Source organism: Andreesenia angusta, assembly GCF_001855385.1.
In the GTDB taxonomy this organism is placed as follows: Bacteria; Bacillota; Clostridia; order Tissierellales; family Gottschalkiaceae; genus Andreesenia; species Andreesenia angusta.
This window is the reverse complement of the sequence record NZ_MKIE01000007.1, coordinates 55,946-70,530: the sequence shown is the minus strand read 5'-3', so window position 1 is coordinate 70,530 and position 14,585 is coordinate 55,946. Positions and strand designations below refer to the sequence as shown.

Here is a 14,585-nt window from a genome sequence, read left to right as displayed (position 1 = left end):
ATACGGGTAAATAGAGGTGGAATTTTGTGAAAAAAAACAGAAAAATGCTTGGGATAATTCTGCTGGTGTTTGTTATCTTCGCTGTCGGCATAGGCATGGGGAATATACTGGGACCTTCAGGTAAAGGTGAAATAGCAGATGCAGAGACTTCGGAAGCGTCTAAAGAGTCCGTTAGCAAGGCAGAAGGCGAGGAAATAGGACTAGAGCAGCTGGAAAGCAGAGAGGGTGTAACTGTTCACAATATGAAGATAGGATATGAAAGCGAGCTCTACCCCGAGGAGATATGCCAGATAGAAGACGGAAGCGGGGAGCTTTACATAGGAGCCCAGGACCTGGCGAAAGTCATAGGCGCTGAACTGCAGTGGAACGGAATCTCAAAGCAGCTTATAATAAAAAACGAACAAGACTACATAGTGGTGGACACAAGAGAGAATGTCATAGTAGACTCTGATGGAAATGAAGAGCAAGTCAAGCTATATGGGAAGGGAAAGAAGTCCATCTTGCCATCGGGGAGAGTTATGTCTTATTTCGGATATCAGATCTCAAGACTAGGGGAGCTTGGGATATTCAGGATAAAGAATCCAGACAGCGAGCTTCTAGACATAGAGTTCAGCAAGAAATACGAGGCTGAATTCGGAAAGCAGATAGCGGACTATGAATTCAAGTACAGGCATGAAAGGGCCATGTTTGAGGAGCAGTACCCGGACAAGAGAAAGGCATTAGTTATGAAAGAGATACCGGATGAAAAAGTCGCATATTTGACATTTGACGACGGGCCGAATGAGTTCACTCCACAGATACTAGACATACTGAACAGCTACGACATAAAAGCCACTTTCTTTGTACTCGGAAAGAACATATATGGAAAAGAAGACATTCTGAGCAAGACATATCAAGAGGGGCATTCCATAGGGCTGCACAGCATGAACCACGTATACAGAGAGGTATACGCTTCGCCTTCAAACTTTGTATCCCAAATGGACCAGTGCAACGAGCTTGTGAAGTCGGCGATAGGTGTCAAGACAAGGCTTATAAGGCCTCCTTACGGCAGCAAGCCTCAGCTCACTGAGGACTTCAGGAATGCGGCAGTTGAAAGTGGTTACAGAGTATGGGACTGGAATATAGACAGCGGAGATGCTGTCGGGAACAGGGGCAGTGCAGGGGTTTACAACTACACTGCGAACCAGGCCTCTAGATTTGAAGGGCCGGTGATAATACTCTTCCACGACAAGGCAAATACGACACAGGCGCTGCCCAATATAATAGAGTATCTGTCTGGAAGAGGATATAGGTTTGAAGCCATAACCGACGACCTGATGCCTTTTAACTTCTGGGGAGACAAGAGGTATGTAAACTAAGATCAAGGAGATAATAGAGGGGGCGGTTTTTTGAAAAAGCAAATAATAGCTGACAGCTGCTGCGATCTAAGCGAAGCGCTGAAAGCCAAGATGGATATAGTGGAAGTTCCACTTACTATAAGAGCAAACGGAAAGCTCTACGTAGACGATGAAACACTCGATACGCTGGAGCTTATAGCGGAGATGAAGTCGAGTCAAGAGCCACCGTCAACGTCTTGTCCGTCTCCCGACGACTTTATAAAGTCATACGATGCGGAAAAAGACAGCTTTGTAGTGACTCTCTCTTCAGAGTTGAGCGGAACTTACAACTCTGCGGTGCTCGCAAAGCAGATATTCCAGGAAGAGCACAAGGAGAGCTTTATACATGTGTTCAACTCCAAGAGCGCTTCAGTGGGGGAGACTATGATAAGCTTAAAGCTTCAAGAGCTTATAAACAAGGGACTTGAGAACAGCGAAGTAGTAGAGCAGACAGAAGCTTATATAGAGGAGATGAAGACTTACTTTATACTGGAGTCGCTGGACAACCTGATAAAAGCAGGGAGAATAAGCAGGTTCAAGGGAAAGCTTGCTTCGCTCCTGTCTATCGTTCCAATCATGAAGGCCACGGATGCTGGAGAGATAGATCTCAGCGAAAAAGTAAGAGGAGCCAAGAAGGCGTTTGGACGACTGGTGGAGATAATAGGCGAGCAGGGGAGCTCATTCGAGGAAAAGATACTGGGCATAGCCCACTGCAACTGCTTTGAAAAAGCCTTGAAGCTAAAGTCGGAGATAGAGCGTGCGTATAATTTCAAAGAAATAGTCATAGTTGAGACTCAGGGTATAAGCACTGTGTATGCCAATGACGGAGGAATAGTTATAGCATTTTAAGCATTTTAAGAGCCAGGCGATGGATTCGCCTGGCTCTTTTCAGTCTATTATAGATATTAGATTCTGTTCAAGGCAGGCAGACTTTAGAAGCTGTTTTTGTCCGCTATCGTCGAAGTCCACCAGCAGTGAAGATTCACTTATATCTAGCACTGTGCCTTCGCCGAACTTCACATGCTCAATTCTTCCATATACACGTAGTTTTTCCTCGGATTCAGAGGCGAGTGATCGCTCTATCTCGCTTAAAAACATGGATGGAGCCAGCTTTTTGCCGTCACTGTATTTGTAGCAGAGCAGGTTTAAGTTTTGTTTTGCCCTAGTGATCCCGACGTAGAAAAGCCTGCGCTCCTCCTCTATCGGCTCTAGAACACCTTGCTTCATGGCGTCTATGCTTGAAGAGCTTGGGAAGTCGCCGTTTATAAGGTCTACTAGAAATACATTCTTAAACTCCAGCCCTTTAGAGGAATGGATAGTCGACAGGAGCACTCCATGTCCGTCTCGGCTTTCTGAGAGCGTGGCTTTCAAATCGTCTAGTCGTGCTACGAAGTCCAGTATAGATATACATCTGCTGGCTATGGACTTTATATAAGAGAGCAGATTCAAATTGCTTTCAAGTCCATAGCCTAGAAACTCGCTCTTTTCATTTAAGTACTTAAGGTACTCTAGGTCTGACTCTATAAATTCTATGGCCTCTAGAGGTCTTTTCTTCTGAAGTTTTGAAAAGTCAAGGGACAGCTTTCTCATGCTCTCCTTCTGAAAAGGCTTTAAATCCGGAAAAAGCTCCAACACATGGAATACAGACTTTTCGGTCTTCATGTTCTTAGCTACGTAATTCAGCCCCTTTTTAGAGATATAGCCCTTCATCTTATGGTAGATTCTTTCGAAAGCTCCAGTGTCGCTCTGATCTGTGGCTAGCTTTAGGAAAGAGAGTATGTCTTTAAGAAGCCAGTGGTTGAAAAAAGTGAGCTTGCTGTCTTTCAGCTTGAAGGGGATTCCCTTTCTGTCCAGGATATCGGCTATGGGAATTGCCGAGATATTGTTCCTAAACAAGACGGCAGTATCTTCAAACTCTGATGGAACAAGGCTGTCCACCAAATGCCTATACTGATTTTCCTGAGTGTCTAATTTGAATATCCCTACAGGGTGAGACGATTCACTGTGCGCCACAAGGTCTTTGTCGTACCTCAGCTTGTTCTGCTTTATGAGGCTGTTGGCTATAGACACTATGTCCGGGGTGGAGCGGTAGTTTCTATTCATGTTGAATACAGAAGCGTCGGGGTAATGCGTCTTGAACTCCAGCAGATACTTGGGGTTGGCCCCTCTGAAGCCGTAGACGCTCTGGTCGTCGTCGGCGACTATAAAGAGGTTGTTCTTTGGCTTTACAAGCAGAGCTATTATCCTGTGCTGTATGTTCGAGGTGTCCTGACCTTCGTCCACCTGGACATACTCGTATCTCACCCTGTAGCTCTCCAGCAGAGCGCCGTTCTTCTCCAGGATGTCTAGGCATAGAGAAAGCATGTCGTCAAAGTCCAATAGCTTGTTTTCTTTTTTAGCAGATTCGTACTCCCAGTATATCTTTGGAAAGTTCTTTATGCCGGGAGACTTAAACTCCTCTGGAGAGAGCATCATGTTCTTTACGTAGCCTATTCCGTTTACAAGCTCTTCAAGCTTGTCTTCAGAGAGAAAGCCTTTGTTTATACTGCTGTATATGTTGCGCAAGAGCTGTATTTTCCCGTTTGGGCCATTTTCTTCTATAAGATTGTAGGAAACTCCGGCTTTCCTGCAGTACTCTCTTATCACAAAGTAAGCAAAGCTGTGGATTGTGGAGAACTTAGGGCTGGCCCCGAGTTCCGCTCCAAAGGTTGAATAAAAGCGGCTCTGCATATCCAAGGCTGAAGCTTTGCTGAAAGTTATGGAGAGTATTTTAGAGGGTTTTACGCCGTGAAGCGATATCAAGGCGGCCACTCTTGAGATAAGCACAGTGGTCTTTCCAGCCCCTGGAACAGCTAGAACAAGGGCAGGACCGTTGTTGTGCAGCACCGCCTTTTTCTGAGAGTCATTTAGGGGCAAGTTGTAGTCAGACTCTATGTTTTGGAAAAAGCTTTGTATCAAATAAATCACCTCATCTTTATTGATTTAATTTTATCACGATGCCGGGGACTTTCAAATGGAATAAATAAATATTGGTAGAAATCTGAATATATGATATTATAAACGTATCAATTAAGATGTAAAGAGGTGGAGTTAATTGGAGTGTATAAAGATACTAAGCGTGGGAGAGAGGCTGAGACACGAGAGAAAAAAGCTTAACTTGGGACAGGATGACTTAGCTGGTGATAGATTTTCTAAAAACTACATATCCATGTTTGAGAACAACAGGAGAAGCATAAACAGAAGGAACGCCGAATACTTAGCGCAGAGGATAAATGAGCTTTCAGCTGAGAAGGGCTTAGATAACTACATAGATCCAGAGTACTTTCTAAAGAGCAAGGAAGAACTTGCAAAAGAATGTTGCGAGAAGAGAATAGAGGAGATAAGGTCCGAGCTTATTGAAGAGAGTGAGAGGCAAAAAGAAATATATAGAGTTTGGAAGCTATCACAGGACTACAACCTCTTAGAGCATATAGGGGAGATATACTATATAAAAGGGTTAGATGCCTATAGGGATAAAAAGTACAGATGCGCAGTTACAAACGCTCAAGCCTCTATAAACTACTACAGCAGGGTAAGTTTGTTTGACAAAAGCGTGGGGTCCTATGAGTTGCTAGGAGACATAAGCTTTGAGAGAGAGTACTACGAAGAGGCCATAATATACTACAATCTAGGTCTCTCAATAAGCAAGAGCTTGAAGGCTCAAAGCGACGAAAGCATAGCTAGAAAGCTAGAAAAGAGCTACAGCAGAAACAATCGCTACGGAAAAGCAAAAGAGAATAGAAGCTGTATATAAAACTCCTGTGAAGGAGTTTTATATTTTTTAACTTGAAACTGTAAGAGGGGGTTGGACTTTTGAGTCGCTTTAATATCTTAAAACATATAAAGAGCGTGGTCTGTGTGCTGATGGCAATTTTGGTGCTTCTAGGGTCTGGAGTCGAATCCATGGCAGAGGGCTACAGAAAGACCATAGTTGTAGTCACAGACAGCCTGGACTTTGAAGACATGGAGAAAGTGGGCAGAGATAGCTCTGTAGGGCTTCTAAGTCTTAAGTCTGGAGATAGCTACGGAGGGTCTCCGGAAAGCCATATGATGACTATTGCCACAGGCAGAAGAGTCAAAATAGAAGCGGGAAGCTTTAAGGGCATTGAGTCGTCGGGAGAGAAGCTTGTGGTCAAGAACTACGAAGATATACTCTCACAGCTGGACTCGGGGTACAAGGACTTTTCCACTAGTATGGAGTTTCTAGGCGAAGGTCTTGGAAAATCGGGGCAAAAGACTTCCTACATAGGAGATAGCGAGGACATACTTTTAATAGCCGACAAGTCTGGAGAAGTGGACTTTGGATACAAAGACATGGACTATGACAGGGAAAGTCTCTCCGAAAAGATAGACGAAATGATTGGAAAATCGGACTTGCTTCTGCTCTCATATGAAATAGAAGGTGATCCAAAGAGGTTGGACACAATCTTAGAGATACTGGGCCAGAGGGAAGAAAACATAATGATGTTTCCGAAGACTGTAAGTGGGGATATAGACCGCAAGTTTAACAGCACCATAGTTCCAATTGTATATAGAGTTGAGGGAGAAGCTGGAATACTCACAAGCGATTCGACAAAGAGGACAGGAGTAGTCTCTAATACAGACATAATGGTAGACATACTGGAGAGGTTTGGGGCAGAGCAGGAGTTCGCAATCGGAAACAGGCTTGAGGTAGAGCAATATGACGGAGACAAAGTGGAAGCTGTAAGGGAGATAATGACGGGGTTTCTAAACTTGGACATAGTGAAATACCTGTTTCGTGCAGTTGTGATAGCTGCACAGCTTGTCGCCATAGCGCTTCTTCTTCGAGGCAAAAAAATCAGCCCGTCAATTATATTTATGCCGATTGTATTGATAGCGGTGACGCTAATATTCGGAACGACTTCGCTTTCTAGGCATCTATTCCCCTATATAGCGGTGACGTTCGGGACAAGTGTTGCAGCGTCGATATATCTAGGCAGAAAGGCGGCCAGCTCGAAGACTATAGACGCTATTGCGATATTTACAAATGTATTTATATTTGCGTTTATGTTCCTAGACTTTGAAGTGCTGTACAACTCCTTTGTAGGGTACAATAGCATAGTCGCGGCGCTGAGGTTCTATGGATACAACAACGACATAATGGGAGTGTTCCTGGGAACTGGCATGACAGTCTACTTTCTGGCATCCTCTAGGGTAGGGAAAAAATACAGAATTATACTGACTCTCTACACAACGGCCCTTGTCGTAAGCCATACCGAGGGTTATGGAAGTAATTTTGGCGGTCTTATGACATCGACTTTTATGGCCGGAGCGCTTATATACTACGAGTACTTTTACGGCAAAAATAGAAAGTGGCAATTCCTTGGGCTTGCTGCAGGGCTGCTCGTGGTAGTTGGAGCCATAGTCTATGCAGGCGGAGAGGGCAGCCATATAGGGGAATTCTTTATAAGGGTGAGAGAGTACGGATATATTGAATTCTGGAATATGATATACAGAAAAGCAACCCAGGTAGTTCTTGTGATGCTTATACCGCCTGTGGGGATAGTTGTATTTGCACAGTCACTGATTTTTTTCAGGTATGTCAGGGACCATGTGGAAAAAGGCTCGAGAGAATACGTCAGGCATATGATATGCTATGCGACTGCTGTGTTTGCAATGGTTTTAAACGACACTGGCGCGCTGGCGTTTCTATATATCATGGTCTACTCTCTGTCTAAGATCATGATGGAGCTCAAAGATAAAAATGAGGTGAAAAAGGGGGGCATGTAAATTGGAGATGGTGAGGAGATTTGCAAAATACTATAAACCACATAAAAAGCTGTTTTTCATAGACATGTTCTGCGCCGTAATGATGGCGGGGATAGACCTTGTATATCCAGTGGCGGCAAGAAGGGTCATAAACGAATATATCCCCAACAAGCAGATAGACTCTATACTCATGATGGCCGGAGTGCTTGTGGGGCTTTTCCTAGTCAGGTTCATATGCAGCTACATAGTGGATAGCTGGGGTCATATAGTCGGAGTCAGGATGGAGTCTGATATGAGAGAAGAGGTTTTCTCTCATATACAGAAGCTGTCTGTGGACTTCTACGACAACAACAAGACGGGTCATATAATGTCTAGAATAGTCAACGACCTAAAAGACATAACAGAGCTTGCCCATCACGGCCCCGAGGACCTCATAATATCAGTGGTAATGCTGCTGGGGTCTTTTGGAATACTGATGAGCATAGAGTGGAGACTTACGCTTATACTGTTTCTCTTCATACCTATAATGGCGATATTCGGAATAAGAAAGCGAAGGAGAATGTCCCAAGCTTTCAGAGCCCAGAGAAAGGAGATTGCAAATATAAACTCGGGGCTTGAAAACAGCATATCTGGAGTCAGAGTCACCAAGTCCTTTACAGGAGAGGATTACGAACTAGAGAGGTTCAAGGAGAACAACGGCGTATTTAAAAGCACTAGAGAGGGCGCATACAAGGTGATGGCGGAGTTTACTTCAGGCATACTGCTTTTCTCGAATACGCTTGACGTGATAGTGATATCTCTAGGAGGGTATTTCGCCTACAAGGGGATTATAAACACAGGGGACCTTATAGCCTACATGCTATATATAGCCTACTTCCTGCAACCTATAAAGAAACTAGGTCTCTTTATGCAGCACTACCAAGATGGAATGAGCGGTTTCGAGAGATTCACAGAGCTTATGGATATAGAGCCCTCTATAGTGGACAGAGAGAATGCAGTAGAAGTGGAATCGGTGAGTGGGGAAATAGAGTTTAGGGATGTCAGCTTCAGGTACAGCGAAGGCAAGTCAGATGTACTGGAAAGCATATCCTTTAGAGTTGAAAGCGGAAAGACGATGGCACTTGTGGGGCCTTCGGGAGGCGGAAAGAGCACGATCTGCCAGCTTATAATGAGGTTCTACGATGTAGACAGCGGAGCGATACTGCTAGACGGCAGAGACATACGGGACATAAAGCTCAAGTCTCTTAGAGAGAAGATAGGCTTTGTGCACCAGGATGTATTTCTCTTCACCGGTACCGTAAAGGAAAACATAATCTACGGCAAGCGAGACGCCAAATTCGAGGAGATAGTCGAGGCTGCGAAGAACGCCAATATACACGAGTTTATAATGACTCTTCCAGATGGCTACGACACCAATATAGGCGAGAAAGGCGTAAAGCTTTCAGGCGGTCAGAAGCAGAGGATATCTATAGCGAGAGTGTTCTTGAAAGACCCTAGCATACTCATACTGGACGAGGCCACTTCGGCGCTGGACAACGAGAACGAAGTGATAATACAGGAGTCGCTTGAGAAACTTTCAAGGGGAAGGACTACTATCGTGATAGCGCATAGGCTCTCGACCATAAAGAGCGCAGATGAGATAATAGTCCTGACAGAGAGCGGAATAGCCGAAAGCGGAACGCATAAAGAGCTCCTTGAGCGAGATGGAGCATACTCCAGACTCTATAAATCACAGTTTCAGAAGATAAGTTGATATCTATTTGATTGTTGGGGTATAAATTTCGCATAGTGAATAATGGGGGGAGATAAAATGAAAAAAATAGTGCTAGGACTGCTGCTTTCTATGCTTCTTATGACAACTGCCTGTGGCAACGACCCTGTTGCAAGGCTTGAAAAAGCGGTCAAAAAGACAGGCGAGCTAGAGCAGTATAAGATGTCGATGTCAGGAGACATAGGAGTGAACATGCAGGAGCTGGAGGGTGAAACTGCTCAAAGCGAAATGGGAAATATAACTGTAGAGATGAAGGCCGATGTAGACAAGGACAAGACAAGAGCCGACATAAACTACTCTATGATGGGAATCAGCATGAATATGGAGATGTACGGCGACTCCAAGCAGAGCATAACTAAGATGCCTATGTCTGACAAGTATATAGTCATGGATGTAGGGGCAGAAGGAGCTACAGATGTTCAAAAGAGTCAAGAGAGTCTCAAAAAACTCTCGGATGAACTGTATGCTGATATAGTCAAAAGAATAAAGGAAAACGGGGAAATAGCTCTAGAGAAGACTGAGCTTGAGATGCCAGACGGCAAGGTCAATGTGGACAAGGGCACAGTCAAGCTGGAGAGCAAAGATGTAAAGGCGATCTTGATCAGCACAGTTGAGAAGCTCTACTCAGATGAAGAGTTTATAAAACTGATGGGCGAGCAATCAGGAAAAGCTCCAAGCAAAGAAGAGATAGACGCCATGGTGGCTGAAATGAAGTCTTCATTTGAGAATATAGAGATAGAGAACTTCGAGTACGCTGTATATATAGACGGAGACGACTATATAGTGGGGCAGGATATCAAGATGGACCTTGTGGATTCTAAAAACGAGACAGAAGGACTTGCTATGGACTTGAAATTCAGGATCTGGGATATGGGCAATGATCAGAACATAGATTTCCCAGAGCTTACAGAGGAGAACTCCATGAGCTTTGAAGACTATATGAAGAGCTTGGAGCTCCAAATGCCTGAGAATATGGAGGGTATCGAAGGGATGGAGAATTTCAACCCTGAAGACTTCAATCTAGAGAATATGGATCTTGAGAATATGGATATCCCAGAAGTCACTATAGAGTAGCGAGCAGAGCCGAAAGGCTCTGTTTTTTTGTCTAAATGTTTCTAAAAATTAAGAAAATATTGCTTTACAACTTTAACAACTTAAAGTAGAATAGGACCTGAAAATAACTTTTACAGGAGGAATAGACGTGAAAAAGAGATTATTGCTTGGATTATCACTGATGATATCGGCTACTATGCTTATAGCAGGATGCAGTGGAAGTGAAGATAAAGGAGCTTCAGATGCTGGGGTTAAAGTTGCGGAGGATAAATTTGTAGTTGGACTTGATGACAGCTTTCCACCAATGGGATTCAGGGATGAGAGCGGAGAGATAGTTGGATTTGACATAGACCTTGCCAAGGCTGCGGCCGAGGAGATGGGTATGGAAGTTGAGTTCAAGTCTGTGGATTGGGACGGAGTGCTTCTTAGCCTTAAGAAAGGCGACATAGACGTGATATGGAACGGACTCACTGTCACAGAGGAGAGAAAGGCAGAGATAAACTTCACAGAGCCTTATCTTGCAAACAGGCAGATAATAGTGGTAAAGTCAGATTCAGATGTGAAGTCCAAAGAGGATCTTTCAGGAAAGGTGCTTGGACTTCAGCTTGGAAGCAGTAGTGAAAAGGCTCTAGCTTCAGATTCTGAATTCAGCGATTCGCTTTCAGAGGTTACAAAGTATGCAAACAACACAGAGGCGCTTATGGATTTAAGTGCAGGTAGAGTTGATGCAGTACTTGTAGACGAGATAGTTGGAAGATACTATATGAGCAAGAAAGAAGGAGAATTTAAAGTGCTTTCAGGAGACCTAGGCGAAGAGGACTATGCTGTAGGTGTCAGAAAAGAAGACGGAGAGTTCTTGAAAAAGCTAAATGAAGCGCTGAAAAAAGTCAAGAGCAGTGAAAAGGGAAGCGCTATATCTGACGAGTGGTTCGGAGAAGACATACTTGTAAAGTAAAACTTAGGAGGAAACGGTATTGGAGGCAATAATAAATAATTTATTCTATATTTTGAACGGAATAGGCACTACGGTCAAGCTTGCGCTTGGAACTGCTGTACTTTCGATTCCCCTAGGGGCGTTGGCGGCGGTAGGAAAAGTGTCAGGAGGGAAAGCTCTAAAGACCGTACTCAGCTTCTACACGTGGCTGTTTAGGGGAACTCCTCTCTTGCTTCAAGTGTTCTTTGTGTACTACGGGCTTCCAATACTGTCACCTAAGCTGACTATAAGCAGTGGATTTGCTGCAGCGCTACTTACGTTTGTGCTAAACTACGCCGCTTACTTCACCGAGATATTCAGAGGAGGCATAGAGTCCATAGACAAGGGCCAGTACGAGGCTTCAAAGGCCATGGGATTTGGCTACTGGCAGACTATGGTGTATATAATATTCCCTCAGACTGTGAGGAGGGTCATACCCACCACTTCCAGTGAGATGGTAAACCTTGTGAAAGACACAGCCCTAGTGGCAGCTATAGGTCTTGGGGACCTTCTGAGGTCTTCTAGAGAGATAGTGACGAAGGAGTTTATAATAAGCCCATTCGTGATAGCTGCGGTGGTATACCTTATGCTCAACTCTGTCATAATGTACACTTTTAAGCGAATAGAAGAAAAGGCAAAAATATACGAATAGTAGGCAGATGATGAAAATCATCTGCTTTTATTTTTTTGTTGATTTTTATATTGAAAGGGACTATAATATTCATAGAACAACATATGAGCAACTGTTCATATGTAATATTGGAGGTGGATATTTTGAAATTAGAAGTAGTGCTGGAGGGAATACACTGCGCGAGCTGTGCAGCCAAGATAGAGTCAGAGGTATCTTCTCTAAAAGGAGTCGATACGGCTTCTGTAAATATGGTAAACGGCAATCTAAACCTAGAGGCAGACGAGGACATAGACATAAGGTCTACAGTCATGGCCATAGAGAAGATTGTGGACAGGATAGAGCCGGGTGTCAAAGTTATACACAGTTATACCGAGGAAGTAGACAGGGCGAAAAGCCAGGAGGAAGACGACAGAGAGGGAAGAGAAGATCTCTACAGGATACTGTTTGGAGCGGCCCTATTTGGGATTTCATTTTTCATAGAGAGCGGCAATGTGAAGACAGGGCTGCTTACGCTTTCATACTTATTTGCAGGTTCAGACATAGTCTTGCGTTCGTTTAAGAACATACTGAAAGGAGACGTGTTCGACGAAAACTTCCTTATGAGCTTGGCCACTTTCGGAGCCATAATGATAGGAGAGTACTCTGAGGCTGTGGCTGTAATGCTCTTCTACCAGGTCGGAGAGATGTTCCAGGAGAGAGCTGTGAACAAGTCTAGAAAGTCCATAAAGTCACTGCTAGACATAAGGCCAGACTATGCAAATATAGTTAAAGACGGTGTGACTGAGAGGGTTTCACCGGAGGAAGTCAGAATAGGAGACGTAATACTGGTAAAGCCGGGAGAGAAGATTCCACTAGATGGAGTGGTTGTAAGGGGAGAGAGCAGGGCGAACACTTCAGCCCTTACAGGCGAGCCCGTGCCTAGGAGCTTGAAAGTAGGAGATGAAGCCCTTTCAGGCTTTGTAAACGAGACTGGCCTTATAGAGATAGAGGTCAAAAAGCTGTTCGGAGAGTCTACAGTCTCCAGAATACTTGACCTTGTTCAAAACGCCAGCGGAAAAAAGGCCCCTACAGAGAACTTTATAACCAAGTTCGCAAAGTACTACACTCCAGCAGTCGTAGGGCTTGCAGCCGTTATAGCCATAGGAGTTCCGATTTTCACGGGAGACGATTTCTCTACCTGGATCTACAGGGCGCTTGTATTTCTAGTTATCTCCTGCCCTTGCGCACTGGTGGTCTCTATACCGCTTGGCTTCTTCGGAGGGATAGGAGCATCCTCTAAGTCGGGAATCCTCGTAAAGGGAGGCAACTACCTGGAGGCGCTAAACGACGTGGAGTACGTGGTCATGGACAAGACGGGCACGCTCACAAAGGGGGTGTTCGAAGTCCAGAAGGTAATTGCATCTGAAAGGTACAGCGAATCGGAAGTGCTGGAGTACGCAGCCATAGCTGAAGCGCACACGACACACCCTATAGGAAAGTCCATAGTGTCTAAATATGGCAAAACTCCAGACGAGAAGAGGATAGGGAAGTACGAGGAAGTCTCAGGACATGGAATAACAGCGGAGATAGACGGGAAAACTGTAGTTGTGGGAAATGAAAAGCACTTAAGAGCCCAGGGGATAGAGTTTTCGGACAAGAACAGCGGGACAGTGGTGCTTGTGGGAATAGACGGAGAATATGCCGGGAAGATAGAGATAGCGGACGAGATAAAGGGCGACGCCGCTGAAAGCATAAAAGAGCTTAAAAAGCTTGGCATAAAAGAGATCACAATGCTTACAGGCGACTCCGAAGACACGGCTTCCAAGATATCAGAGGAGCTGGGACTGGACAGGTATTTTGCAAAGCTGCTTCCTGAGGACAAGCTTGAGAAGCTGGAGATGATAGAAGCGGAAAAAGGCAGAAGTGGAAAGCTGATATTTGTAGGCGACGGAATAAACGACGCCCCTGTGCTTGCAAGAGCAGATATAGGAATAGCCATGGGGGGGCTTGGTTCGGACGCAGCCATAGAGGCATCTGACATAGTCATAATGACGGACGAGCCGAGCAAGATAGCCACGGCTATAAAGATAGCTAGAAGGACCAAGAAGATAGTTGTACAGAATATAGTGTTTGCACTTGGAGTAAAGCTCCTTGTGCTTGGGCTTGGAGCTCTGGGGTTTGCAACCATGTGGGAGGCTGTATTTGCAGACGTAGGAGTCTCTCTTATAGCGGTGCTGAACGCCATGAGAGCCCTTAGGGTAAAATAAGCTGGGCAGAGATATCGTCTCTGCCCTCTTTTTGTGTTAAAATATACTTTTGAGCTAAAAATGAGTTGGAGGCGAGAGTATGGAATTAAAGGAAGGGCTTAGGTCTTCTCTGCCCATAGCGATGGGCTATTTTCCCGTTTCTTTCACTTTCGGAATGATAGCCTCAGGCATGGGAATGGACACCTTTTCGACACTTGCAGTCTCTGTGACCAATTTCACTTCCGCAGGCCAGTTTGCAGGCATAAATGCAATAGTTTCAAACGGAAGCTATTTAGAAGTGGCCATAACCACTTTTGTGATAAACATAAGGTATATGCTTATGTCGCTTTCGCTGAGCCAGAAGATGGAGAACTTCGGATTGCTGGATAGGCTTCTGGTGGGATTCGGGGTCACAGACGAGACATTTGCTGTGGCTTCAATAGAGCGAGAGCATTTAAGTGTTCCCTATATGATAGGTCTTATATCGCTGCCCTATTTGAGTTGGGGACTGGGAACTCTTTCAGGAGCACTTGTCTCGGGACTGCTCTCAGAGAGCTTGAAGTCGGCCATGGGAATAGCTCTCTACGGGATGTTTCTTGCAATCATAGTCCCAGAGGCCAGAAAGAGCAGAAAAGTCGCTGGGGTCACAGCTATAGCCATATATGTGGGTGTATTCTTCAGATATATGCCTCTTGCCAAGGCTGTATCACAGGGCTGGACAATAGTCATAGCTACGGTAATAGCCTCTGGAGCTGGAGCGATTATATTTCCTAGGGAGGGTGACTGA

The 14,585-nt window shown here is 44.7% G+C and carries 11 protein-coding genes; 10 read left to right on the top strand and 1 reads right to left on the bottom strand.

Translation table 11 applies throughout. The features are described 5' to 3' along the window. Nucleotides 1-26: 26 nt before the first annotated feature. A complete protein-coding gene (locus tag EUAN_RS08890) occupies nt 27-1,358 on the top strand; it encodes a polysaccharide deacetylase family protein (protein WP_071063820.1) in 1,332 nt (443 codons plus the stop codon). Nucleotides 1,359-1,388: 30 nt separating this feature from the next. Then, nucleotides 1,389-2,225: a DegV family protein gene (locus EUAN_RS08885; RefSeq protein ID WP_084655861.1), complete on the top strand. Its 837-nt coding sequence runs from the start codon at nt 1,389-1,391 to the stop codon at nt 2,223-2,225. A gap of 39 nt (nt 2,226-2,264) precedes the next feature. Here the strand turns inward: EUAN_RS08885 and EUAN_RS08880 are convergent, their stop codons facing one another. Next, a complete protein-coding gene (locus EUAN_RS08880) occupies nt 2,265-4,343 on the bottom strand; it encodes an ATP-dependent helicase (RefSeq protein WP_245674476.1) in 2,079 nt (692 codons plus the stop codon). Between the two features lie 127 nt (nt 4,344-4,470). Between EUAN_RS08880 and EUAN_RS08875 the strand changes: the two genes are divergently transcribed. From EUAN_RS08875 to EUAN_RS08840, 8 genes are all read left to right on the top strand, one after another. After that, nucleotides 4,471-5,169, top strand: a complete 699-nt coding sequence (locus tag EUAN_RS08875) for a helix-turn-helix domain-containing protein (protein ID WP_071063816.1) — start codon at nt 4,471-4,473, stop codon at nt 5,167-5,169. A gap of 59 nt (nt 5,170-5,228) precedes the next feature. After that, nucleotides 5,229-7,166, top strand: coding sequence for a hypothetical protein (locus EUAN_RS08870; protein WP_071063814.1), 1,938 nt, complete (start codon nt 5,229-5,231; stop codon nt 7,164-7,166). A gap of 7 nt (nt 7,167-7,173) precedes the next feature. Next, nucleotides 7,174-8,898 (top strand): ABC transporter ATP-binding protein, encoded by a 1,725-nt coding sequence (locus EUAN_RS08865; protein ID WP_071063901.1) that lies wholly within the window; start codon nt 7,174-7,176, stop codon nt 8,896-8,898. Between the two features lie 57 nt (nt 8,899-8,955). Further along, nucleotides 8,956-9,990 (top strand): DUF6583 family protein, encoded by a 1,035-nt coding sequence (locus EUAN_RS08860; protein WP_071063812.1) that lies wholly within the window; start codon nt 8,956-8,958, stop codon nt 9,988-9,990. A 127-nt stretch (nt 9,991-10,117) separates the two neighbouring features. After that, on the top strand, nt 10,118-10,924 hold the full coding sequence (locus tag EUAN_RS08855; RefSeq protein WP_071063810.1) for an amino acid ABC transporter substrate-binding protein: 807 nt from the start codon (nt 10,118-10,120) through the stop codon (nt 10,922-10,924). 19 nt (nt 10,925-10,943) lie between these two features. Next, complete coding sequence (locus EUAN_RS08850) at nt 10,944-11,594, top strand: amino acid ABC transporter permease (protein ID WP_071063808.1); 651 nt, start codon at nt 10,944-10,946, stop codon at nt 11,592-11,594. Nucleotides 11,595-11,677: 83 nt separating this feature from the next. Continuing rightward, complete coding sequence (locus EUAN_RS08845) at nt 11,678-13,819, top strand: heavy metal translocating P-type ATPase (RefSeq protein ID WP_071063806.1); 2,142 nt, start codon at nt 11,678-11,680, stop codon at nt 13,817-13,819. Between the two features lie 79 nt (nt 13,820-13,898). Next, nucleotides 13,899-14,585, top strand: a complete 687-nt coding sequence (locus EUAN_RS08840) for an AzlC family ABC transporter permease (RefSeq protein WP_071063804.1) — start codon at nt 13,899-13,901, stop codon at nt 14,583-14,585.

Excerpts from the sequence above, each read along its gene's own strand:
- EUAN_RS08865 (WP_071063901.1), top strand. The coding sequence starts at position 7,174 with ATGGTGAGGAGATTTGCAAAATACTATAAACCACATAAAAAGCTGTTT.
- EUAN_RS08860 (WP_071063812.1), top strand. The coding sequence starts at position 8,956 with ATGAAAAAAATAGTGCTAGGACTGCTGCTTTCTATGCTTCTTATGACA.
- EUAN_RS08845 (WP_071063806.1), top strand. The coding sequence starts at position 11,678 with ATGAGCAACTGTTCATATGTAATATTGGAGGTGGATATTTTGAAATTA.
- EUAN_RS08840 (WP_071063804.1), top strand. The coding sequence starts at position 13,899 with ATGGAATTAAAGGAAGGGCTTAGGTCTTCTCTGCCCATAGCGATGGGC.